This window comes from Methylocystis sp. H4A (assembly GCF_015709545.1).
In the GTDB taxonomy this organism is placed as follows: Bacteria; Pseudomonadota; Alphaproteobacteria; order Rhizobiales; family Beijerinckiaceae; genus Methylocystis; species Methylocystis silviterrae.
Genome location: NZ_JADNQY010000022.1, coordinates 56,427 through 79,611, shown reverse-complemented (window position 1 = coordinate 79,611; position 23,185 = coordinate 56,427). Strand labels below are relative to the sequence as shown.

Here is a 23,185-nt window from a genome sequence, read left to right as displayed (position 1 = left end):
AGGCTTCCGCCGCCTCGCCGGTTATATTTCGGCGCGCGCGACTCTAATGAGTCTGCAGGCGCCCTGTCGGCATATGCGAGTCGCTCAGCCGGATTTCGCGCCACTTGCAGATCTCATCGCCGCCGCCTCGCGCCGCCGGACGGATCGCCATGCGCGGCCCCGTGCGCCGCCGCACGTTCGTCCGTCCCTTCGAGTCGTATGGTCGTCCCGTCTTGCAATCGCAAGACAAGCGTTTGCGGAGAACCTTCGTGTTCGCCGCAAACGTTATCGAGACTCATTTTTGGAGAAATTTCATGAAGACCGCATTGTTTCTCGCCGCCGCCATCGCGGCCGGCTCTCTGAGCGTCGACGCGAACGCCGCGCCGATGGGCGCTTCGCTGAAGGCGCCGGGCGATTCTGTCGAAAACGCCGCCCTTTCTTGGCGCTGCGGCAAGAAGAATCCGGCGTCCTGGGGCACGTTCGGCAACGGCTGCCTCAAGCAGAAACGGAAATGGGGCAAGGGCCGCGCATCGTTGTCGGAGCCTGATCCCGCCCGTCAGTCTTCCATCTATCGCTCATAAGCGGCGAGGGCGTGTTCGTGACGGTTCGCGAAACACCCATCGCTCATTCCAAGCCTCGGGCCCCTCTTTCAAAAAGAGGGGCCTTAGCGAATCGCCGAAATGGTCAAGCTCGGCGCAATCGGCCTAGCCGCCGCTTTTTTTATCGAAGAGCGCTAACGCCTCCGTCGCCAACACGCCGCCGGTGATGGCGACGGTCAGAAACGGCGCGGCCTCCGCCACGGCTTTGCTCGTGATCATGATCTGGCCGATCCGCTTCTCAAGCTGCTCGATCGACGCCGCATAGACGACACGCCCCATGCCGCACCAGACGATCGCGCCCATGCACATCGGGCAGGGCTCGCCCGACGTGTAAAGCGTCGCGCCTTTAAGCTCTTTCGCCGGATTGTCGGCGACGAAGCGGCGAATCGCCACCATCTCGCCATGCGCGGTTGGATCGTTGTTCGTCACGCCCATATTGCGTCCGGTCGAGACGACCTTGCCGTCGCGTACGATGACGGCGCCAAACGGAAAGTCGCCCTTGGCGGCTTCCGCGATCGCTAACCGCATAAATTTCTCATCCTCCGGCCGGACGGGCGCGCGCTTGGCATGGGCCTGCGCCGGCGCGGCGCCAAAGGCTAACCCAAAACCTGCGCCCAGCGTCGCCAGCGCGGCGCGCCGATTGAAGCGGCCGGCGTCGCCGCCGCATGTCGTTTGGCTCATCTCCCGCTCCAGCGCGCGTTTCGACGTCACGCGCCAACTTGACACAGCGAACCCCCCGGCGCCACACGCGGCGACCCAAACAATAATAAAGCAGGGACGGTTACGCATGCAGAAGGCTTTCATTTTTCCCGGTCAGGGATCTCAGGCGGTCGCCATGGGCAAGGCGCTGTTCGACGCCTTCGCGCCCGCGCGCGCGGTTTTCACTGAGGTCGACGACGCTCTGTCGCAGCCGCTCTCGAAACTCATGTTCGAAGGCCCTGACTCGGAGCTGACGCTCACCGCCAACGCCCAGCCGGCGCTGATGGCGGTTTCGCTCGCGACGATTCGCGCGCTGGAAGCCGAATGCGGCCTCGACCTCGCGCGCGACGCGGCCTTCGTCGCGGGACATTCGCTCGGCGAATATTCGGCTCTTGCTGCGGCGGGCGCGCTGACGATTTCCGATACGGCGCGGCTGCTGCGCATTCGCGGCGACGCGATGCAGAAGGCGGTCCCTGTCGGAGCAGGCGCCATGGCGGCGCTGCTCGGCGCCGACCTCGATCAAGCGCGCGCCATCGCTGAGGAGGCGGCGACGGCGGCGAACGGCGTCTGTCAGGTCGCCAATGACAATGGCGGCGGCCAGGTGGTGCTTTCGGGCGCCAAGGCGGCCGTCGACAAGGCGATCGACATCGCCAAGGAGAAGGGAATCAAGCGCGCCGTGCTGCTGCCGGTCTCCGCGCCCTTCCATTGCGCGCTGATGCAGCCCGCCGCCGACGCCATGCGCGAGGCGCTCGCCGGAGCGGCGATCAGCGCCCCGTGCGTGCCGGTCGTCGCCAATGTGACGGCGGAGCCGACGCGGGACCCGGAGGCGATTCGCCGACTGCTCGTCGAGCAGGTCACCGGCGCGGTGCGCTGGCGCGAATGCGTGGCCTATATGGCGAGTCACGGCGCGACGAAGTTCGTCGAATGCGGCTCGGGCAAGGTTCTCGCGGGGCTATTGAAGCGGATCGCGCCGCAGGCCGCGGGCATTTCGGTGGGCGCGCCCGCCGATTTCGACGCCTATCGCGGCTTCGCATAGAGGCCGGGAAGAGAAACGGAAGCGCCAAAAGAAAAGGCCCGGTCGCGAGGACCGGGCCCATTCTCTCGACCGTAAGGCCGATCGGTAGGATTAGTACTTGGATTAGTACTTGGCCAACACCGGCGCCGGGGAGCCGAAGTGGAAGTGGTAGTTGATGCCCGCGCGGATCGTGTGGAAGCGCGTGCGGTTGTTGGTGCTGTTCAGGCCCCAGCCGGGGTTGAACGCCCACGCCCAGTTGTTGTTGTTCCCGGTGCCGCTGATCTGCGTATACAGATACTCGACCTTGGCGGACCAGTTCGGGAAGAACATCCACTCGGCGCCGCCGCCAGCGGTCCAGCCCGTCTGCACGGCGCTGTTCTGGTTCCACCAGCTGTTGCGCTGCACTTCGCCATAGGCGAAGCCGCCCGTGCCGTAGACCAACAGTTGCGGGCTCAGCAGGGTGATGCCGACGCGGCCGCGAACGGTGCCGAACCAGTTCAGACGCGCCGTGCCTGCGCCGCCGCCGCCGAAGCCGCCGCCCAACAACCACCAGTTGTTGTTGCCGCCGCCGCCCGAGCCGAGGCTCGTGCCCTGGAAGTCGGTCTCAACGCCGACGACGAACATCGGCGTAACCTGGAAGTTATAGCCGAGCTGACCGCCGCCGATCACGCCGCCGGTGCTGTTGTTGCCGTTGTTCCAGCCCCCGTTCCAACCCTGATTGGAGGAATTGCTGGCAAAGAAGCCACCGCCGAGGTTAAGACCGGCGTAGAACCCGGTCCAGGTCATGATCGGCGGCGGGGGGATGTACGGCGGAGGAGCCTTGTGGGAGGGTAGATCGGCGGCGTTCGCGGCGCCGGCGAAAAGCGCCGTCGCCAGAGCCAGGGCCGAGATCGCTGTCTTCATCTCTCTATCCTTCATTTCGAGCCAACTTAAATTAATAGGTGCGCGTCAGTCCTGTGACTCTCTCGGACGTTTAAGGACGCTGACCCCCAAGCACGGCGGACTGTGCGCAAATTTCGCGCGGGAAACAACAAACAGAAGGTAAAAACGGGCCCAAAAGACCCAAAAGATTTCGACTGTTGCAGTTACGCCACAATGAAATTTGACGCCGATTCCGATGCGTCGTTGAGCAATTCAGTCTCGAATCCGTCGCTTGCGAAACGAAGCCGGACTGGCGCCCATTTTCTCCCAATTTCCGACCGGGCATCGGTGGCGTCCGCCGTTGTGGAGGCGGTCGTTTGAAGTTGAACCGCGGCTGAAAAAAGGCCACTCCCCCGAACTGAGCTATAAAGCTCGCTTCATCGGCGCGAGGGAGGAGAGGGGGAGATATGTTTGATCTCAACGGCAAGACTGCGCTGGTCACGGGCGCGAGCGGCGGAATCGGCGCGGCGATCGCGCGCGCGCTTCACGCCGCCGGCGCGACCGTGGCGCTTTCCGGCACGAGAAAAGAGGCGCTCGAGGCGCTTGCCGGCGAATTGAACGGCCGCACGCACATTCTGCCCTGCAATCTTTCGCAAAAGGACGAGACCGAGAAACTCGTGCCGGCGGCGGAGGCGGCGATGGGCGGTCTGGACATTCTCGTCAATAACGCCGGCATCACCCGCGACATGCTGTTCATGCGCCTCAAGGACGAGGACTGGGACGCCGTCATCAACGTCAATCTGACGTCGGCGTTTCGCCTGTCGCGCGCGGCGCTGCGCGGGATGATGAAAAAGCGCTTCGGCCGGATCATCCAGATCACTTCGGTCGTCGGCGTGACCGGCAATCCCGGGCAAGGCAATTACGCCGCCGCCAAGGCGGGCATGATCGGCATGTCGAAGTCCCTGGCCGGCGAGGTCGCCTCGCGCGGCGTGACCGTCAATTGCGTCGCGCCCGGCTTCATCGAAAGCCCGATGACCGAGGCGCTGACAGACGCCCAAAAGGAGGCGATCCTGCGCATGGTGCCGACGGGACGGCTCGGGACCGGCGCCGACGTCGCCGCCGCCTGCGTCTATCTGGCCAGCGCGGAGGCGGGCTACGTCACCGGACAAACCCTGCACGTCAATGGCGGCATGGCCATGATCTAGGAGAGGCGAATCGCCCGGAAAACACGTCTGCGGCGACCTTTCGCCGCGTCCGTGAGAACGCGGGGACGCCTCTCGCCATGCCCAGGGAAGTATGCTACCAGACCTCGCCGCTGAGGGGCGGCGTCGCCGCGATTTAAACCCGGTGGAGCAAGCCGCAACGCGTCTCGCACACATCAGGGCGATCAGCGCGCGATTGCACGTTAAAGGGATGAAGGGCGATCATGGAGCACGCCAGCAGGCCTGCTCCAAATCGCCACACGGCGCGTGAGGCGCCAAACGCAGACAGGGATCAAAGAAGATGAGCGATGTCGCCGAGCGCGTGAAAAAGATTGTTGTCGAGCATCTCGGCGTCGAAGCCGACAAGGTCGTCGACAAGGCCAATTTCATCGACGATCTGGGAGCCGATTCGCTCGATACCGTCGAACTCGTCATGGCTTTCGAGGAAGAATTCGGCGTCGAGATTCCCGACGACGCCGCCGAGACGATTCTCACTGTGGGCGATGCAGTGAAGTTTCTCGAAAAGGCGAAGGCCGCCTGACGAACTGAACATCCAAGCGCGCGGCGAATCTTCTCGCGAGGCTTCGCCGACGCCGCCATTTCCGACAACATAAAGGTTGAGAGTAGAGCCATGCGCAGGGTGGTCGTCACCGGTCTTGGCGTCGTATCTCCTTTGGGCTGCGGCGTGGACACCAATTGGCGCCGTCTCGCCGCCGGAGAATGCGGCTTCAAACGTATCGACACATTCGAGGCCTCCGACCTCGCATGTCAGATCGCGGCGGTCGTGCCGCGCGGCGACGGCACGGACGGCACGTTCAATCCTGACGACTGGTTCGATCCCAAAGAGCAGCGCAAGGTCGATGATTTCATCATCTATGGCGCGAGCGCAGCGACGCAGGCGCTAAAAGACTCCGGTTGGGTGGCCGACACCCCAGAGAAGCAGGAATCGACTGGCGTTCTGATCGGCTCCGGCATCGGCGGCCTCGGCGGCATTTATGAGACCTCCGTCACCTTGAGGGAGAAGGGACCGCGCCGCGTGTCGCCTTTCTTCGTCTCGGGCAGAATCATCAATCTCGTGGCGGGCTATGTCTCCATCATGCATGGCCTGAAGGGCCCGAATCATGCGGTGGTGACGGCCTGCGCCACCGGCACGCACGCCATCGGCGACGCGGGACGCATCATCGCGGTGGGCGACGCAGACGTGATGGTCGCCGGCGGCGCCGAATCGCCCGTCAATCGCATTGGCGTCGCTGGCTTCGCCGCGTGCCGCGCGTTGTCGACCGGCTTCAACGATCGCCCCGAAGCCGCCTCCCGGCCCTATGACAAGGACCGCGACGGCTTCGTGCTTGGCGAAGGCGCAGGCTGCGTCGTGCTTGAGGAATATGAGCACGCCAAGGCGCGTGGCGCGAAAATCTACGCCGAACTCATCGGCTACGGCATGTCGGGCGACGCCTATCACATCACCGCCCCGGCGCCCGACGGCGACGGCGCCTATCGCTGCATGAAGGCGGCGCTGAAGCGCGCCGGCATTTCCGTGACCGACATCGATTACGTGAACGCGCACGGCACGTCGACGCCGCTCGGCGACGAGATCGAACTCAAGGCCGTCGAACGCCTTCTCGGCAACATCGAACCCAAGCTCGCCATGTCATCGACGAAATCTGCGATCGGCCATCTGCTCGGCGCCGCCGGCGCCGTCGAAGCGATCTATTCGATCCTGGCGATGCAGGCGAATGTCGCGCCGCCGACCCGCAACCTCGACAATCCCTCGGTTGCAACGACGATCGACCTCGTGCCGCACAAAGCACGCGAGAAGGAAATCAATATCGCTTTGTCGAACTCGTTCGGCTTTGGCGGCACGAACGCCTCGCTGGTGTTTCGCCGCGCCTCCTGAGCCCGGGCGCTCAGCCGGCGCATTCGAACGCCTATCTCGCGATACGCCGGAGCCTGCGAACGGAAGCGGCGCATTCCTGAATTCGCCACAATGAGGCATAGTGTAAGTCTTCGGCGATAATCGGCGTGAGATCTTCGACGTTTGATGGGCGTAGTGCGATGAGCGAAGCGGACAATAAAGGCGCGCCCGAAAAGCCAACAGACGCCGCAGTAGCGGCGCCGAGCGAGCCGACCCCGGCCAAAAACGCCGAAACCGCCGCCCCGCCACACGAAGATCTCGCAGTTCAACCGACCCTGAACGCGCCCGCAAAGGACTCTGGCTCGCCGCCGACGGAAGTTTCGCCGTCCGACGCCGCCTTGGTGAAAGGGCCGGCCATGGTCGCGTCCGCGCCGGAACCGCCAAGCCAGCCGCCGATCGCAGCGAAGGCTGAAGCGCCTCTGCCCGAGCCGCCGAAAGCTCCCGCACCGCCATCAGGCGACATCGCGAAGCCCGCGCCGCCGCCGTCGTCACCTACAGCCAAGTCTGAAGCGCCCCCGCTCCAACCGCCCGGCCAGCCCTCGGCGAAAAAGCCCGACGCCTCCCCCGTAGCCGGCATGTTCGGGCGGCGCGCCACGCCGCAAAGCGCTAAGCAGGTAGAACCCGCGCCTCCGCCAAAAAAGCGTAAGCGCCGCGAAGGAACGCTTTCGGTGGCGAGCGGCTTCCTGAGTTTCGTGCTCGTCGCGCTTGTCGCCGGCGTCTTCGGCCTCATCGCCGCCATGCACAAACTGAAAGAGCCCGGACCGCTCGCGGCCGACAAGGTCGTCTATATTCCGCCGCGCAGCGATTTGATTGAGATCATCTCCCAACTCGAGCGCGAAGGCGTCATCGCCAATTCGACGCTCATGCAGCTCGGGATCGTTCTCGAAGGCAAGCTCGGCAAGCTGAAACCCGGCGAATATGGCTTCAAGAAAAACATCAGCCTGCGCGACGTGATCAATCAGATCGCCTCCGGCCGCCAGATCATGCACAGCGTGACCATTCCGGAAGGTCTGACTTCGGAACAAATTGTGCAAAAGCTGAAAGAGGCCGAACTGCTGGCGGGCGATGTCGTCGACCTTCCGAAGGAAGGCGCTCTGCTGCCGGAGACCTATAAATACCCGCGCGGCTACCCTCGGGCGCGTCTCCTCACAAAGATGCAGGAGGATCAGCGCAAGACGCTCGATGCAATCTGGGCGAAGCGCTCCCCGGACCTGCCATTGCGCACGCCCTACGAACTGGTGACGCTGGCGTCGATCGTCGAAAAGGAGACCGGCAAGGACGAAGAGCGGCCGCACGTCGCCGCCGTATTCGTCAATCGGCTGCGCAAAGGCATGCGCCTTCAGTCTGATCCCACGATCATCTACGGCCTCGTCGGCGGAAAAGCGACGCTCGGCCGTCCGATCATGCGCGCCGAGATCGAGAAGTGGACGCCTTACAACACCTACGCCATCGACGGTCTTCCGCCAGGACCGATCGCCAATCCTGGCCGCGCAGCGCTTGAAGCCGCCGCGCATCCGGCGCCGACGCGCGATCTTTATTTTGTCGCCGACGGCACGGGCGGTCATGTCTTCTCCGAGTCGCTCGACCAGCATTCGCGCAACGTCCAGAACTGGCGGCGACTGGAGAAGGAGAAGACCGATGGCGCGGTTGATCGCGCCACGCCCGGCGTCCCCGCGCCGGCCGCGCCCAAGCCCGACAAGCGCACGCAGGCGCCCATCGGACGTCTCGTCACGCTTGCCGAGAGCCACGAAGACTTCCCGCCGAACCGGGCGATGGCGCCCGATGACGGCCCGACTCACCGGCTCGGCAAATTTGGTTACGCCGAAGCCGATTTTTTCCTCGGCGGCCATGGCGACCGCACGCAGGTCCAGGCGGCTGAATATGCCGCCTTAAGGCGGGCGCGGCCCTTCTTTACCGAGGACTCCGTGCAGCTGCGCGCCAAGGCGCTGTTCGACCCTATGCTTTTCGTCGGCCGCCCGCCGCCGCCCCGTGCGGAGGAGGAGCGGCTTAATCCGGATATGACGACGATCGCGCGCGAAAATCCTGACGCTCAGCCTGACGATGGCGGCGAGATCGCCGCCTATCCCGTCTCGCCGGCGCAGCGCGCCGAACAGAGGGCCCGCGCGGCGCGTCTCGGACTTGCGGCAGGCTCCGACGAGCTTCCCAGCGAAGCGCTCGGCGGACGGCTCGCCCAGGACGCCGCGCCGCCGGCGGGCGCCACGGCTTTGGCCGCGACGGGTCGGCCCCTTCGTCCCCGCGCCTTCGACGCCTCGGAAGGCACGCCGCTCGACCCGCTGCGTGACAAGAGCTGGGATCTCACCTCAGCTAAGACTGTCCCTATGACGAGCGATTTGCGGTAAGGCCGGCGCGGCGATAGTGAGGCGCGGCGCACGTCGGCCTCACGCCGATTCGCCGTCTCGGAGTCGCCGCCGCAAATGAGCATTCACAGCATGACGGGATTCGCCCGCGTTCAAGGCGCCGTCGCCGCCTTTCGCTATGCGTGGGAGCTCAAGAGCGTCAACGCCAAGGGGCTGGACCTGCGTCTGCGCGCCCCGCCCGATTTCGACTTCGTGGAGATCAAGGCGCGGGAAAAAATCGCGGCGCGGCTCGCCCGCGGGGCGGTCTTCGCCAATCTTGTCGCAAGGCGCGAAGACGAGAGCCAGGTCGCCCGTCTCAACCGCGCCGCTCTCGACGCCCTTCTTGCCGCGCTCTCAGAACGCCCGCCGCCCGCCCATGTCGGACCCGCGACGCTCGACGGTCTGCTCGCGGTGCGCGGCGTGGTCGAGATCGTCGAGCCGGAGCTATCTGAGGCAGAGCGCGCCGAGCTCGACGCGCATATTCTCGGATCGCTGGATGAAGCTCTTGACGCGCTGACCGCCTCGCGCGCCGCGGAGGGCGATGCTCTGGCGGCGGTTCTTCGTCAGCGGCTCGACCGCATATCGATCCTCGCCGCGCAGGCCGACGCGGCGCCGGCGCGCCAGCCCGAAGCGATTCGCGCGCGGCTGAAGCAGCAGCTCGCGCGCCTCTTGGAGAACGCCGAGTCCCTCGATCCGGCGCGACTGCATCAGGAGGCGGCGCTGCTTGCGGTTCGAGCCGACATCCGCGAGGAGCTCGACCGCCTGAAGGCGCATGTCGAGAGCGCCTCCAAACTGCTCGTCGCGGGTGGGCCGATCGGCCGTCGTCTGGATTTTCTGGCGCAGGAGCTTGGCCGAGAGACCAACACGCTTTGCGCCAAATCGAACGACGCTGGACTCTCGGCGATCGGGCTTGAACTGAAGATCGAGGTCGAGCAGCTGCGCGAGCAGGTTCAGAACATCGAGTGAGTCGCGAGTGGACAGAGAGGCCGCTACTCGCTAACTCGCTACTCACTATTGGCTACTACCTCTCGAAAAGTCATGCTTCCGACTCCATCCAGCCGCCGCGGCATTGTCCTCATCCTTTCCTCGCCCTCCGGCGCGGGCAAGACGACGCTGACGCGAATGCTGCTGCAGGACCGCGATCTCGATCTGACGCTGTCGATTTCAGTAACGACGCGCACAAGACGTTCGAGCGAAGTCGACGGCATCCACTACAGCTTCATCCCCGAGCGTCGATTCGTCGCCATGCGCGACGCCGGCGAACTGTTGGAATGGGCCGAGGTTCACGGCAATTTCTACGGCACGCCGCGCGGGCCGGTCGAAGACATCCTTGCGCAAGGCCGCGACTGCCTCTTCGACATCGACTATCAGGGCACGCGCCAGGTGCGGGAGAAGATGGGCGCTGACGCCGTCACCGTCTTCATCCTGCCGCCGTCGATGGATGAACTGCGCGCCCGACTTGAGCGGCGCGCAGAGGATTCGCGCGACGCGATGGCGCGGCGTCTGGAGAATGCGCGCAAGGAAATCGCGCGCTGGAAAGACTACGACTATGTGATCGTCAACGACGATCTGCAGCGCGCCTTCGACGATCTGATCGCGATCCTGCGCGCCGAACGGCAGAGGCGGCCAAGGCGCGACAAGGAAATCGAGCAATTCGTCGCCAAGCTATTGAGCGAATAGCTCTTCGCGCGCCGCGCGCTATCTCGTCACCATGGCGCCTATTGCTCTCAAGCGCGTTTACGAGCAAGCCGAAGCGGAAGACGGAACCCGCGTGCTCGTCGATCGGCTTTGGCCGCGCGGCTTGCGCAAGGACAAGGCGCAAATCGACTTCTGGGCGAAGGACGTTGCGCCAAGCAATACGCTGCGGCGCTGGTTCGGCCATAGACCTGATCGGTGGGAAGAATTCGCAAAGCGTTATCGCGCCGAGCTTGCCGCGCCCGAGACGCAGCCGCAGGTCGAGTCGCTTCGCGCATTGACGCGCAAGGGCCGCGTCACATTGCTCTATGCGGCGCACGATGAATCGATGAACAACGCCGTCGTGCTGCGAGACGATCTACGCAAGCGTCACTGAGCCGAAAGCGCGTTCGCCAGAGCGACGAAGCCGGCGACGTCGATCTCTTCCGCCCGCTTGGTTTCGCCTATTCCGGCCGCTTCGAGCAGCGCCGCCGCGTCGACGCCAAGCGACTTCAAACTTTGCCGCAACATTTTTCGGCGCTGTCCAAAGGCGGCTTGCGTGACGCGCGACAACGTCCGTGGATCGCAGTGAAGCGGATTCGGATTTGGCGTCAGCTCAATGACGGAAGAGGTCACTTTCGGCGGCGGCGTGAAGGCGGCGGGCGACACATCGAAAAGAATGCGCGCCTTTGTGCGCCAGCCGCACAGCACGGCGAGCCGACCATAATCGGCGCGCTCTTTCGGCGTCGCGACGATGCGCAATGCGACCTCTTTTTGAAACATCAGCACATAGCGATCGAAGACCGAGGGCCAGGGTTCCGCTGCGATCCACCTCGTCAGCAGCGCCGTCGCGACGTTATACGGAAGGTTGGCGCAGATGCGGGCGGACCGACGGCTGTTCTTCCCAACGGGCCGCAGGTCTGATCGGGGATCCAGAGCAGCGGCGTTGTTATCGGAATTTGCCCTGGATTCCCGATCGCTCGTTTCACGAGCGTCGGGAATGACAGGCGCGTGGGTCCGCACGAGCGCTGCAATGTCTATCTCCAAAGCATCGCCTTCGACGATCGTCAGCCGGCCTGGATAATGCGCCGCGATCTCTTCGAGCGCCGGCAGACAGCGAGGATCGCGTTCGACGGCGATGACTCGCGCGCCTTGCTCGAGCAGCGCACGCGTCAGCCCGCCGGGACCGGGACCGATTTCGACGATGGTCGTGTCGTCGAACGGCCCGGCGGCGCGGGCGATGCGCGCGGTGAGATTGAGATCGAACAGAAAGTTCTGTCCAAGCGATTTTCTTGCGTCGAGTCCGTAGCGGGCGACGACGTCTCGCAAAGGCGGCAGCGCGTCGACCACTTAACTGATGCGTCCTGCAAGTTTGATCGCCTCGATCAGGCTTGTCGGATCGGCGATTCCTTTGCCGGCGATGTCGAAGGCCGTTCCATGATCGGGCGACGTGCGCACGAAAGGAAGGCCGAGCGTGACATTCACGCCGCGCTCAAAGGCGAGCGTCTTGATCGGAATCAGCGCCTGATCATGCGTCGGACACAGCGCCACGTCATATTTCGCGCGAGCGGATTCGTGGAACATCGTGTCGGCGGGAAAAGGTCCAGACGCATTGACGCCGCGCGCGCGCAATTCGGCGATCGCCGGCGCGATGGTGTCAATCTCCTCACGGCCAAGCGCGCCCTCTTCGCCCGCATGAGGGTTGAGGCCGGCGAAAGCCAGGCGCGGCTTACTGACGTGAAAACGCGCGCGCAGATCATGGGCCACAATCTCTCCCGTCTCGACGATCAGTTTGCGCGTCAGGTTTTTCGAGGCGTCGGCGAGCGGAATGTGAATCGTGATCGGAACGACGGCGAGTTCGTCCGACCACAGCATCATCACCGCGCGGTAATCGCCGCCATAATGGCGATGCGCGAGCTCCGCCAAAAACTCGGTGTGCCCGGGATGTTTGAATCCGGCTTCATAGAGAACCGATTTCGCGATCGGATTGGTGACGACGGCGCGCGCTTCGCCCTTTGCGACGCATTCCACCGCCTTCTCGATCGAGCCAATCGTTGATTGAGCGTCTTGAGAATCGGGTCTGCCTGGCGCGCCGGCGACAACATGACGCCCCGTATCGACGACAGGCAGCGCGCGGGAGAAGACATCGCGGGCCTGCGCCGCCGTTGTGCTTTCAATCTGGATTTCGAGCGCGAGAGTGGCCGCGACGCGGGCGATAAAGGCGGGATGGCTGAGCAAAAAAAACGGTGGCAGATCGCGTGATTCGCGCAAGACATAGGCCATGAGCGCGAGCTCCGGCCCGATGCCTGAAGGGTCGCCTTGAGTGAGGGCGATGGGCGCTACGGCGTTCATCTCGCCGCGAAACGCAGCGAAGCGCGAAGGTCAAATTGGCCACAAGAAGACATTGCGCGAAATTGGCGCAATGCAGTCAGGAAATCAAATCCGTTCCAGCGCAAATCGCGTCCTGGCGGCGTCAGGACGCGCTGATCCGACTGCTCAGTCGTACATCATGCCATGTACGCCATAGTAACGCTGATCCGGCCAAGCATAGGTCTCGCGGCGCGGAGTGGCGGCGGGCCCCTGCGCAGGGTTTTGATCCGCGATCGCTGGGTGGCTGGGATGGGCAGAGCGACGAGCGCGAGCGGAGCCATAATTGTCTTGGGCGACGGCCGACGCGATTGATGCGGGCGCAATGAAAGCCGCCAGCGCGACAACCGTAAGCATGCGTTTCATGGGAGCGCTCCTTCGTCGAAGCTCATCCGCCTGAGGCGCCGGAAATCCGGACGCTCGGATACTCGACCCTTACTGTAATATCACTGTCATAAAACCGTGGTAGGGGCGCCGCCCGAAATTCTCATAGGTCCACGCACGCGCAAAAAATCCGGCGCGTGCATGCCACCAGCGCGCCGGATTATTCTAAAGACGTATTCGACCGAGATGTGTTGCGACGCGCGCTAGGCCTTGCTGGCCTGAGCGCGCGGCACGCCTTCCTTGTCGAGCAGCGCGACGAGCTCGCCGCTCTGGAACATTTCCTTGGCGATGTCGCAGCCGCCGATGAATTCGTTCTTCACGTAAAGCTGCGGAATCGTCGGCCAGTTGGAATAGGCCTTGATGCCGTCGCGTATCGCTCCATCGGCGAGCACGTTGATTGCCTTATAAGGCACGCCGAGGTGGTTGAGGATCTGAACCACCTGCATGGAGAAGCCGCACTGCGGCGCCTGCGGCGTGCCCTTCATGAAGAGCACGACGTCGGAGGATTCGATCTCGTTCTTGATGCGCGTGTTTGTGTCTGCAGTGCTCACTTTGTCTCCTCGCAGGGCCTGGTCGGCGCGGCCGTCAGTCGAACATCATCCCCTGACAGGCGCGCCTTGCGTCGACGTCATCGCCGTATTTGTACAGCTGCCGCAAATAATTGCAGCCCAGAAAATAGCCGTTGGCCCATTGCTGATACTGCACCCACGCCGGCGCGGCCGGCGCGCAGCAAGGCCCGCGCCAACGCTGTGCAAAAGCGTTGCCACTTGAGAGCGCGCAAACAAGGGCGAGAAGCGCTACCGTCAATGTCTTCCTCATGACCTATCTCCGACTCTTGAGCGCGCCTTCGCCCCAAGCGGATCAGTCCAGCGCCATTCCGTGATGCCGGCGCCGATCATGGTGATAGTAGTAGTGAGTGCTGTCTCCGTAGTGGCCGAGATGGGCGCAGGAGCGATGATTCCATCCGCTGCGCTCACAAGCGGCGTGGCTCGGATGGCGGTCCGGCGACACATGACGCTTGTGATCCGCAAGCGCGGACTGACTCAAGGCGGATGTTCCCAAAACTGCCGCCAACAACACGCGTTTTATCATTTTGAGAGCTCCCCAGCTGAGCGAAGGCTACGTGTCACAGATATGTCACGCGCAGTCCGCTTCAACGGGGCTAAACGCTTTCCGGCGCCCGCGTCGTCAGCTGCAACGCATGCAATTCGCCGCCGAGCCGGTCGCCGAACGCGGCGTTGACCAGTTGATGCTGCTTGACGCGGGTGAGACCGCGGAAACTTTCGGAGACGACCGTCGCCGCCCAATGATCGTCATCGTTGACGAGCGCGGTCAGCTCCACCTGCGCGTCGGGTATGGCGGACTTGATGAGACGCTCGATTTCAGCGGAGGGCATGGGCATTTTATGACACCTGTGTCGGGAAAGCGCACGAAAGCGCGTTGTCATCTCCGGCCATGAAGGCCGGCAGCGGGGCTTCATGCGCCTTGCGCAGCTCGGTCAGCAATATCGGCGCCTCGCCGGGCAGGATCAAGGCGCCGCCCCCGGCGCGGCCGATCGCCAGAATGGGCACGCCCGCCGCCGCGCCCTCTCGGACCACCTCGGCGGCGTCCTCGCCCTGTGGAATGGTGACGAGATAGCGGGCCTGGTCTTCTCCAAACAGCGTCGCGTGTCCAGGACCCGTTGGGAGCTCCGCGATTTCGGCTCCCATGTCGCCGGAGAGCGCCATTTCCGCCAGCGCCACGGCGAGGCCGCCGTCCGAGAGATCATGCGCCGCGCTGGCGCGCCCGGAAAGTATCAGCCCCCGAACGAAGTCGCCGTTGCGGCGCTCGGCGGCGAGATCGACCGGCGGCGGCGCGCCGTCCGTGCGCCCGCATAGATCGTGCGCATAGGCTGACTGGCCGAGCCAGCCTTTCGTCTCGCCGATGAGCAGGATCGCGTCGCCGTCTCTCGCAAAGCCGGTTTGCGCCGCCTTGGCGACGTCGGCGATCAGTCCGACGCCGCCGATCGCCGGGGTGGGCAAAATGCCGGCGCCCTGGGTTTCATTGTAGAGCGAGACGTTTCCCGAAACGATGGGGAAATCCAGCGTGCGGGCGGCTTCGCCGATCCCCTGAAGGCATCCGACGAACTGGCCCATATATTCGGGCCGCTCCGGATTGCCGAAATTCAGATTGTCGGTGAGCGCCAGCGGCGTCGCGCCGCGCACGGTGATATTGCGCCAGCTTTCAGCGACCGCCTGCTTGCCGCCCTCGTAAGGATCGGCGGCGCAATAGCGCGCGGTGACGTCGGTGGTCAGCGCCAGGCCTTTCGGTCCCTCCTTCAGCCGGACCACGGCGGCGTCGCCGCCGGGCGGCCGTACGCTATTGCCGAGTATGAGGTGATCGTATTGCTCCCAGACCCAGCGCTTCGAGCAGAGATTTGGCGTCGCCAGGAGTTTCAGCAGCGCTTCGCGGTTCGACAGGGGCGATTTGATCGACGCCGCGTCAAGCGCCGGCTGTTTCGGCGTCTGCGTCCAGGGACGGTCATAGAGCGGCGCCTCGTCGCCCAATTCCTTGATCGGCAGATCGACCTTCACCTCGCCCCTGTGCTTGACGACGAAGCGCAGCGTATCGGTCGTCCTGCCGATGATCGCGAAGTCGAGCCCCCATTTTTTGAAGATCGCCTCAGCCTGCTCTTCGAGTTCGGGCTTGAGAACCATGAGCATGCGCTCCTGGCTCTCCGAGAGCATCATTTCATAGGCGGTCATGCCCTCTTCGCGGCAGGGAACGGCGTCGAGGTCGAGCTCGATGCCGAGATTGCCTTTGGCGCCCATCTCGACCGCCGAAGATGTCAGTCCGGCGGCGCCCATGTCCTGGATGGCGATGACCGCGCCCGACGCCATGAGCTCCAGGCAGGCCTCTAACAGCAGCTTTTCCGAAAAAGGATCGCCGACCTGCACGGTGGGGCGCTTTTCCTCGGCGTCCTCCTCGAAGGACGCCGAGGCCATGGTGGCGCCATGGATGCCGTCGCGGCCGGTCTTGGAGCCAAGGTAAACGATCGGATTTCCGACGCCGGCGGCGGCCGAATAGAAAATCGAGTCGGCCCGCGCAAGCCCGACCGCCATGGCGTTGACGAGAATATTGCCGTCGTAGGAGGGATCGAATTCCGTCGAGCCGCCAACGGTGGGCACGCCGAAACTATTGCCGTAGCCGCCAACGCCGGCGACGACGCCCGCCACCAGCCGCCGCGTTTTCGGATGCGAAGGGCGGCCGAAACGCAGGAGGTTCAAGCAGGCGATCGGCCGCGCCCCCATCGTGAACACGTCGCGCAGAATGCCGCCGACGCCCGTCGCCGCGCCTTGATAGGGTTCGATGAAGGAGGGGTGGTTGTGGCTCTCCATCTTGAAGACGCAGGCGTCGCCATCGCCAATGTCGATGACGCCGGCGTTCTCGCCCGGACCGCGAATCACCCAAGGGGCTTGGGTCGGAAGCTTGCGCAGATGGACGCGCGACGACTTGTAGGAACAGTGTTCGTTCCACATCGCCGAGAATATGCCGAGCTCGGTGAAGCTCGGCGTGCGGCCGATGAGAGTCAGGATGCGCGCATATTCATCGGGCTTGAGGCCATGCGCGGCGGCGAGCTCCGGCGTAACGGCGGGTTCGGTCGCGCTCACTTAACCTCGCATTGACGTGAAAATCTCGGCCGCGCTTCGAAGGTCTTCGCCGCGCTGCGGCAGCGCAAGGATTACTGCGCGCCGTCTGGCGCGGCAAGCCGCGCATATGCCTAAAGTCGCATCTAAGATGCTGTGCACGGCAGCGGTTGCAGCAAAAGCGATGGTCGCTATCTCACATTAATTGCTAGGGAATGTTGCCCGAGAGCCACAGCGGCCAAGAATGAGCATGCCACAGCCTAATTTTGCATCAGACTTAGTTGCATTACAAAAATTTTATAGCAACGTGAAAGGGACTTCGGCGCCTTCGTCGTCGACCGTCGACCGCAGATTTAATCCGGGGGTTCCGATGAAGAATTTTGTTCGCGGCACGCTAGCCGCTCTTGTGGTCGGGAGCGTGGGCGTCGCCGCCCAGGCCGCCGACCTGCCCAGCTATAAGGCTCCGCCGCCGCCGCTTCCGCCGGTGTTCACCTGGACGGGTCTCTACGGGGGCGTCAACATCGGTTACGCCTTCGGGGCCAGCTCCTCGGAAACCGGCGGCCTGGGCTACCTGAGCGGCGTCACGCCAATCGGGCAAACGTTTGGCGGACCGGTAGCGCCGCTCGGCTCGGCCTGGACCACCGGACAAAATCTGCAAGGCGTCGTGGGCGGCGGACAGCTCGGCTACAATTATCAGTTCAACCCGTGGCTCGTCCTTGGCGCCGAGGCGGACATCCAGGCCGCCGATATCGGGTCCCACGGCAACGCGGTGGTGGGAATCGTCGATGGCCTAGGACCCCATGTGCAGTCGGTCAATTCGACGAAGAAGGTCGATTGGTTCGGCACGGTGCGCGGCCGGGTCGGCTTCACGCTGCCGTCCATGCCCAATCTGATGGTTTACGGCACGGGCGGCTTCGCCTATGGCCAGGTCGTCCACAATGCCGGCTTCGCCGATAATTTCCTCACTCAGGGAATAAGCTCCGTCGGCCACGGCTATTACGACAACACCAAAGTCGGCTGGGCGGCAGGCGGCGGCCTCGAATGGTCGCCTTCCATGTTCCCGGCGTGGTCGCTCAAGGCCGAATATCTTTATGTCGATCTCGGCTCGACGAATGCGAATTCCGTGCCGCTCAATGCTCTGCCTGGCTTGGCCGCCGGGGTTCCGATCTTCGCCGCGACGCAGAGTTCGCCGACCCGCTTTCATACGGTTCGCGCGGGCCTGAACTGGCACTTCGATCCCTTCGCGGTCGCGGCGCCTTCGAGCGCGGGCGGCGCTCTTCCGTCCGTCAAGGGACCCCCGCCGGCCTTCGTCGACAGCTACCAGCCGTTTCAGGTGCGCCTGAAGATTGGCGGCGTCATTCCGCTCAACGGCCATGGCACGGTTTACGACTCGGGCGCCGGACACCCTCTCTTGGGCTCCATCGGCGTGGGCACGGGCCTGACCGGCGCGAATGGCGTCATTGCCGGCGCGAGCACCAACACTTCGTCGGCCATCATCCCGATGATCGACGTGGCCTATTACCTCACCAAGAACTGGGCGATTGAAGCGATTTGCTGCATTGCGCCGGCTCACATTCAGGGCACCGGCACGATCGCCAGCGACTTCGCTCGCACCTGGGTGTTCCCGCCGTCCATCATGGCGCAATATCACTTCACCAATTTCGGCGCTTTCCAACCCTACGTCGGCGTCGGCGTGAACTTCACGACCTTCTGGAACACGCGCGTCAATAACGACACTTGGTCGATTCCCTTCGCCCCTGGCTCGCCGCTTGCGGGCGCCCAGGGAGTTCTCAGCACCTTCCAATACGCCACGGTTGCTCCTTCCTGGGGCGTGGTTGGACAGGCTGGCTTCGACTATATGCTCAACGACCATTGGGGCGTGAACCTCGACTTCAAATATGTCGGCTTGCACCCGATGGTTCACTCGACGGTGGTCTCCTTCGCGCCGGCGGTGCCTGCGCTGGGTGCGATCTTCATTCCGGTCAAGGTGTCGCTGCCGATCAATCCGATCGTCATCTCGGCGGGCCTCACCTATCGCTTCGGCGGCAGCCTCCTGTCGCCGCTGTTCTAAAATTAGCAGTCAAGGAGAAACCGGCCCTTGCGGGTCGGTTTCAGATTACAAAAAACCCCCGGCTCACGCCGGGGGTTTTTTTGGCCAGGGTATCGCTGAGTGGCGCGCTCGCCCTCTATCTGACCCTGGCGCCGGACGCAGTTTGACATCGACGTTGTGCTCAAGGGAAATCTATTTGGTCAGCAGCCCACAAATCGAGTCAAGCTGCTCCAATGATTCATAGCGAATCCGAAGCTCGCCCCTTTCATCCTCGGCGCGAAGCTCGACACGCATACCGAGGGCGTCGCTCAAGGTCTTTTCGATCGCGCGCGCGTCGGCGTCCTTGGCGGAATTCTTGGCCGAATTCTTGGCGGAACGCGGCGAACGTCCCGACGGGCCAGCCTCCTCGGCGTGGTCCTTCGCCAATCGCTCGACGTCGCGAACCGTCAATCCCTTTTCGACGATGCGGCGCGCCACTGCCGCCGGATCGGCGACGGCGAGGAGCGCGCGAGCGTGACCGGCCGAAATCGCGCCTTCGCCCAACAGCCTTTTCGCGTCCTCGGGCAAAGCGAGCAGGCGAATCGTATTCGCGATGTGAGACCGGCTCTTGCCGATGATTTTCGCGATGTCGCCGTGGGAATATCCAAACTCCGCGCCGAGCCGCTCATAGCCCTTCGCCTCCTCAACGGCGTTGAGGTCGGCGCGCTGCACATTCTCGATGATCGCGAGTTCGAGCGCTTCCTTGTCGTTCGCCTCGTGAATGACGACCGGCACGTCCGAGAGCCCCGCCATCTGCGCCGCGCGCCAGCGCCGCTCGCCCGCGATGATTTCATAGGCGTCGGCGACGCCGACGATGACGCGCACGATGATGGGCTGGATCACGCCCTTCTCGCGAATCGATGCGGTCAGTTCGGCCAGATCCTCTTCGCGAAAAGAAATGCGCGGATTGCGCGGGTTCGGGCGCAAAAATTCGATCGGCGCCTTTCGTGGCCCGCGCGGCCGCTCGGCCGGGGCGGCGTCAGCGGCGGCGTCGCCGAGAAGCGCCGCCAATCCCCGGCCCAGCCGGCGCCGCGATTCATCCGCCATCTTGAAAGGCTCCTTCTAGGCTCTTGGGCCGCTTGGCTTTTGGGGTGCTTGGCTCTTAGGCCGCGCGCAACCGCTTCTCGCGCTGGATCACCTCCGAGGCGAGCTTCAGATAGGCCTGACTGCCCGCGCATTTGAGGTCATAGAGCAGCACCGGCTTGCCATGTGAAGGCGCCTCCGAGACCCTGACGTTGCGCGGAATCATCGTCTGATAGACCTTCTCGCCCATGAAACGACGCACGTCGGCGACGACCTGATTGGCGAGGTTGTTGCGGGGGTCATACATCGTCAGAACGACGCCATGGATGGACAACTTATGGTTGAGAGTCTGCCGAACCTGTTCGACAGTCGAGAGCAGCTGGGAGAGGCCTTCCAGCGCGAAGAATTCGCACTGTAGCGGCACGACGACGGCGTCGCTGCTAGCTAACGCATTGATTGTCAAGAGATTTAGTGACGGCGGACAGTCGATCAGAATATAGCTGAAGCGCCGCTCATCATCGTGATCGGCCGCCAGCTCGGCGAAGGCGCGCTTCAACCTATAGGCGCGATCCTTGTCATTGGCGATTTCGAGCTCGACGCCAAGCAAATCCAGAGTCGACGGCGCGATCGAGAGCCGCGGCACCGCCGTGGCGATGATCGCGTCGGCGAGGCTCGATTCGCCGAGCAGCACGTCATAGGTGGAAATCGTTCGTTGGTGACGGTCGACGCCAAGGCCGGTCGACGCATTGCCCTGCGGATCGAGGTCGATGACGAGAACTTCCTCGCCGACCGCCGCCAGCGCCGTGCCGAGATTGATGGCGGTGGTCGTCTTGCCCACGCCGCCCTTTTGATTGGCCAGCACAAAAATGCGCGGCGAAGAGGAAGCGGTCACGATGGGGAAACCTTGTGCTTGACGACGACGACTCGCGCGCCCTTGCGGGTGCGGCTGTCCGCCGATTCGCAGCTCAAGCTACCGAGCGCCTCGACCGCGGTCAATTCGTCTCGCCACTCTTCCCCCTTTAAAAACACGCCAACAGCGCCTTTTTGTAGCGGCGCCTCGGCGAGCTGCACGAGGCGAGAGAGCGGCGCGAGGGCGCGGGCGCTGACGCCGCCGACTTCGGCGGTAAGATTCGGCAGAACGCTTTCTATCCGCTCGGCATGAATGACCGTTGGCGCTCCTGTTTCACGTGAAACAGCACGGAGGAATCCAGCTTTGCGCTGGTCGCTTTCAATCAGATGCACGACGACATTCGGCGTCGATTTCAATAAGAGCGCCGTCACCAGCCCGGGAAAGCCCGCGCCAGACCCCAGATCCGCCCAACATCGGACGTGAGGCGCGACAGCGTGAACCTGCGCCGAATCGGCGAAGTGCCGCAGCCAAATTTCGTCGAGGGTCGCCGAGGAGACCAGATTGATCTTCGCCTGCCAGCGACGCAGCAGGGACTCATAGATCTCAAGCTCCGCTTGAATCGGTTTGAGTTCCGGGAAAAGACCGAGCGCCTCTTCCCGGCAAGATCTGTCTCTCACGCCCGCCGCGCCCGCGCCGCCAGCAGCGTCAACGCCGAAGGCGTCATGCCGTCGATCCGCTGCGCCTGGCCGATCGTGCGCGGCCGCAGATAGCTCAATTTTCCGCGCAATTCCGCCGAGAGTCCGGCGATCGCCGCATAATCCAGCCCATCCGGCAGCGCCAGGCGCTCGTCGCGTCGATACGCGTCGATATCGGCCTGCTGGCGGTCGAGATAGACCGCGTAGCGCGCCTCGGTCTCGAGCCGCTCGGCAGTATCGGAATCAATTCCGCTAAACTCTGGCCAGATCGGCGCCAGGCGCTCCAGCGTGATGTCCGGAAAGGACAGCAGCGCATAGGCGCTGCGGCGCAGCCCGTCCTGATTGACCGGCAGCCCGTGCCGGCGCGCGGCGGCCGAGGTCAATTCGCTTGTCTGCAGCATGGTGCGCGCAGCCTCGAGGCGGGCGGCGCGGGCTGAGTGATGCGACGCCCGATCAGCGCCGACGCAGCCGATCTCGATCCCGCGCGGCGTTAGGCGCTCGTCGGCGTTGTCGGCGCGCAGCGACAGCCGATATTCGGCGCGCGAGGTGAACATGCGATAGGGCTCGCTAACCCCCCGGGTGACGAGATCATCGACCATCACCCCGAGATAGGCTTCCGCCCGGTCGAAGACGATTGCGGCAGCACCGGCGGCGCAGCGCGCGGCATTGATCCCGGCGAGCAGCCCTTGCGCGGCGGCTTCCTCATATCCCGTCGTGCCATTGATCTGCCCGGCGAAGAAAAGACCGCGAAAACGCTTGGTCTCGAGTGTCGCCGAAAGTTCGCGCGGATCGACATAGTCATATTCGATCGCATAGCCCGGCCGCAGAATGCGGGTGTCCTCCAGCCCAGGAATAGCGTTGATAAAGGCCTGCTGGGTCGTGAGCGGCAGCGAAGTCGAGACGCCGTTCGGATAGACGGTGTCGTCGTCGAGCCCTTCGGGCTCCAGGAAAATCTGATGGGCGTCGCGGTCGGCGAAACGCGTCACCTTGTCCTCGATCGAGGGACAATAGCGCGGTCCCGGGCCTGAGATGGCCCCTGTGCGCATGGGCGAGCGATGCAGATCATCGAGAATGATCCGATGCGCGGCCGGCGTCGTGCGGGTGACGCCGCAGGCGATCTGACGGTTCGCGATCGCCGTCGTCAGATAGGAAAAGGGCTCCGGCGTCGGGTCGCCCCATTGGACTTCGAGAGCGTCCCAGCGGATGGAGCCCCCGTCGAGCCGCGGCGGCGTGCCGGTCTTGAGCCGCGCGACTGCAAAGCCGGCGTCCCGCAACCGTCGGCTCAGCCCGTTCGACGGCGCGTCCCCCATTCGACCCGCGGGCGTGCGCTCATCGCCGATATGGATCACCCCGCCGAGAAATGTGCCGGTGGCGACGACGACGGACGCGGCCCTGATCTCGCCCTCGGCGGTGACGACGCCACGAACAGTTTCGCCCTCCATCAGCAGATCTTCGACGTCGGCCTCGACGATCGTCAGATTTTCCGTCTCATTCAGCGCCGCCTGCATCGCTGCGCGATAGAGCTTGCGGTCGGCCTGGGCGCGGGGACCGCGCACCGCTGGGCCCTTGGAGCGGTTGAGGACGCGGAACTGGATGCCGGCGGCGTCAGCGACCCGCCCCATTAGCCCGTCGAGCGCGTCGATCTCCCGCACCAGCTGGCCCTTGCCGAGCCCGCCAATTGCGGGATTGCAAGACATTTCGCCGATTGTCGCACGGTTCTGGGTCACGAGCGCGGTGCGCGCGCCAAGACGCGCCGCTGCCGCCGCAGACTCGCAGCCGGCGTGGCCGCCGCCGATCACAATGACGTCGAATTGCTTCATCCCGGAATTCATCGCTTGGCCTGTTTCACGTGA

24 protein-coding genes are annotated in these 23,185 nt (G+C 64.1%); 10 read left to right on the top strand and 14 right to left on the bottom strand.

Annotation, left to right across the window (positions count from 1 at the left end; genetic code table 11):
- Positions 1-293 precede the first annotated feature (293 nt).
- Positions 294-560 (top strand): hypothetical protein, encoded by a 267-nt coding sequence (locus tag IYW40_RS08305; protein WP_196400348.1) that lies wholly within the window; start codon positions 294-296, stop codon positions 558-560.
- Between the two features lie 123 nt (positions 561-683).
- Here the strand turns inward: IYW40_RS08305 and IYW40_RS08300 are convergent, their stop codons facing one another.
- On the bottom strand, positions 684-1,259 hold the full coding sequence (locus IYW40_RS08300; RefSeq protein WP_246720721.1) for a nucleoside deaminase: 576 nt from the start codon (positions 1,257-1,259) through the stop codon (positions 684-686).
- A gap of 106 nt (positions 1,260-1,365) precedes the next feature.
- Here IYW40_RS08300 and fabD point away from each other — a divergent pair, with 106 nt between their 5' ends.
- Entirely contained in the window at positions 1,366-2,313 is a 948-nt protein-coding gene (fabD, locus tag IYW40_RS08295) for an ACP S-malonyltransferase (protein ID WP_196400215.1), read from the top strand.
- 102 nt (positions 2,314-2,415) lie between these two features.
- Here the strand turns inward: fabD and IYW40_RS08290 are convergent, their stop codons facing one another.
- Positions 2,416-3,195, bottom strand: coding sequence for an outer membrane beta-barrel protein (locus tag IYW40_RS08290; RefSeq protein ID WP_196400214.1), 780 nt, complete (start codon positions 3,193-3,195; stop codon positions 2,416-2,418).
- Between the two features lie 425 nt (positions 3,196-3,620).
- On the opposite strand from IYW40_RS08290, the gene fabG reads away from it, so the two are divergent.
- From fabG to IYW40_RS08255, 7 genes are all read left to right on the top strand, one after another.
- Complete coding sequence (gene fabG, locus IYW40_RS08285) at positions 3,621-4,358, top strand: 3-oxoacyl-[acyl-carrier-protein] reductase (protein ID WP_196400213.1); 738 nt, start codon at positions 3,621-3,623, stop codon at positions 4,356-4,358.
- 298 nt (positions 4,359-4,656) lie between these two features.
- Positions 4,657-4,896: an acyl carrier protein gene (locus IYW40_RS08280; protein ID WP_014891668.1), complete on the top strand. Its 240-nt coding sequence runs from the start codon at positions 4,657-4,659 to the stop codon at positions 4,894-4,896.
- A 90-nt stretch (positions 4,897-4,986) separates the two neighbouring features.
- On the top strand, positions 4,987-6,249 hold the full coding sequence (gene fabF / locus IYW40_RS08275) for a beta-ketoacyl-ACP synthase II (RefSeq protein WP_196400212.1): 1,263 nt from the start codon (positions 4,987-4,989) through the stop codon (positions 6,247-6,249).
- Positions 6,250-6,842: 593 nt separating this feature from the next.
- Complete coding sequence (mltG, locus tag IYW40_RS08270) at positions 6,843-8,627, top strand: endolytic transglycosylase MltG (protein WP_348644262.1); 1,785 nt, start codon at positions 6,843-6,845, stop codon at positions 8,625-8,627.
- A 75-nt stretch (positions 8,628-8,702) separates the two neighbouring features.
- A complete protein-coding gene (locus IYW40_RS08265; RefSeq protein ID WP_196400210.1) occupies positions 8,703-9,590 on the top strand; it encodes a YicC/YloC family endoribonuclease in 888 nt (295 codons plus the stop codon).
- A 72-nt stretch (positions 9,591-9,662) separates the two neighbouring features.
- A complete protein-coding gene (gene gmk, locus IYW40_RS08260; protein ID WP_196400209.1) occupies positions 9,663-10,304 on the top strand; it encodes a guanylate kinase in 642 nt (213 codons plus the stop codon).
- Between the two features lie 31 nt (positions 10,305-10,335).
- The gene (locus tag IYW40_RS08255) at positions 10,336-10,695 is read left to right on the top strand and encodes a DUF488 domain-containing protein (protein WP_196400208.1); all 360 of its coding nucleotides are present in this window, start codon (positions 10,336-10,338) and stop codon (positions 10,693-10,695) included.
- Here the strand turns inward: IYW40_RS08255 and IYW40_RS08250 are convergent.
- The 8 genes from IYW40_RS08250 to purL all read right to left on the bottom strand — a co-directional run bounded on the left by IYW40_RS08250 (position 10,689) and on the right by purL (position 16,699).
- Entirely contained in the window at positions 10,689-11,648 is a 960-nt protein-coding gene (locus IYW40_RS08250; RefSeq protein WP_196400207.1) for a 16S rRNA (adenine(1518)-N(6)/adenine(1519)-N(6))-dimethyltransferase, read from the bottom strand. The genes IYW40_RS08255 and IYW40_RS08250 overlap by 7 nt on opposite strands.
- Positions 11,649-12,650: a 4-hydroxythreonine-4-phosphate dehydrogenase PdxA gene (gene pdxA, locus IYW40_RS08245; protein WP_196400206.1), complete on the bottom strand. Its 1,002-nt coding sequence runs from the start codon at positions 12,648-12,650 to the stop codon at positions 11,649-11,651. It lies immediately after the preceding gene.
- Positions 12,651-12,794: 144 nt separating this feature from the next.
- The gene (locus tag IYW40_RS08240; RefSeq protein ID WP_196400205.1) at positions 12,795-13,031 is read right to left on the bottom strand and encodes a hypothetical protein; all 237 of its coding nucleotides are present in this window, start codon (positions 13,029-13,031) and stop codon (positions 12,795-12,797) included.
- 221 nt (positions 13,032-13,252) lie between these two features.
- Entirely contained in the window at positions 13,253-13,600 is a 348-nt protein-coding gene (gene grxD / locus IYW40_RS08235) for a Grx4 family monothiol glutaredoxin (protein ID WP_175093792.1), read from the bottom strand.
- Between the two features lie 34 nt (positions 13,601-13,634).
- Entirely contained in the window at positions 13,635-13,868 is a 234-nt protein-coding gene (locus tag IYW40_RS08230) for a hypothetical protein (RefSeq protein WP_196400204.1), read from the bottom strand.
- A gap of 42 nt (positions 13,869-13,910) precedes the next feature.
- Positions 13,911-14,096 (bottom strand): hypothetical protein, encoded by a 186-nt coding sequence (locus IYW40_RS08225; RefSeq protein WP_196400203.1) that lies wholly within the window; start codon positions 14,094-14,096, stop codon positions 13,911-13,913.
- A gap of 115 nt (positions 14,097-14,211) precedes the next feature.
- Complete coding sequence (locus IYW40_RS08220; protein ID WP_196400202.1) at positions 14,212-14,451, bottom strand: BolA/IbaG family iron-sulfur metabolism protein; 240 nt, start codon at positions 14,449-14,451, stop codon at positions 14,212-14,214.
- A gap of 1 nt (position 14,452) precedes the next feature.
- The gene (purL, locus tag IYW40_RS08215; RefSeq protein ID WP_196400201.1) at positions 14,453-16,699 is read right to left on the bottom strand and encodes a phosphoribosylformylglycinamidine synthase subunit PurL; all 2,247 of its coding nucleotides are present in this window, start codon (positions 16,697-16,699) and stop codon (positions 14,453-14,455) included.
- A gap of 346 nt (positions 16,700-17,045) precedes the next feature.
- Between purL and IYW40_RS08210 the strand changes: the two genes are divergently transcribed.
- A complete protein-coding gene (locus tag IYW40_RS08210; protein WP_196400200.1) occupies positions 17,046-18,746 on the top strand; it encodes an OmpW family outer membrane protein in 1,701 nt (566 codons plus the stop codon).
- Between the two features lie 171 nt (positions 18,747-18,917).
- Here IYW40_RS08210 and IYW40_RS08205 read toward each other — a convergent pair whose 3' ends face one another.
- Genes IYW40_RS08205 through mnmG form a run of 4 tightly spaced genes read right to left on the bottom strand, consistent with a single transcriptional unit; the run spans position 18,918 to position 23,152 of the window.
- Positions 18,918-19,811, bottom strand: coding sequence for a ParB/RepB/Spo0J family partition protein (locus IYW40_RS08205; protein ID WP_196400199.1), 894 nt, complete (start codon positions 19,809-19,811; stop codon positions 18,918-18,920).
- 55 nt (positions 19,812-19,866) lie between these two features.
- On the bottom strand, positions 19,867-20,679 hold the full coding sequence (locus tag IYW40_RS08200; protein WP_196400198.1) for a ParA family protein: 813 nt from the start codon (positions 20,677-20,679) through the stop codon (positions 19,867-19,869).
- A complete protein-coding gene (locus IYW40_RS08195; RefSeq protein WP_196400197.1) occupies positions 20,676-21,314 on the bottom strand; it encodes a 16S rRNA (guanine(527)-N(7))-methyltransferase RsmG in 639 nt (212 codons plus the stop codon). Before IYW40_RS08195 ends, IYW40_RS08200 begins: the two co-directional genes overlap by 4 nt.
- A complete protein-coding gene (mnmG, locus tag IYW40_RS08190) occupies positions 21,311-23,152 on the bottom strand; it encodes a tRNA uridine-5-carboxymethylaminomethyl(34) synthesis enzyme MnmG (RefSeq protein ID WP_246720720.1) in 1,842 nt (613 codons plus the stop codon). The genes IYW40_RS08195 and mnmG overlap by 4 nt, the downstream gene beginning before the upstream one ends.
- Between the last annotated feature and the right edge of the window lie 33 nt (positions 23,153-23,185).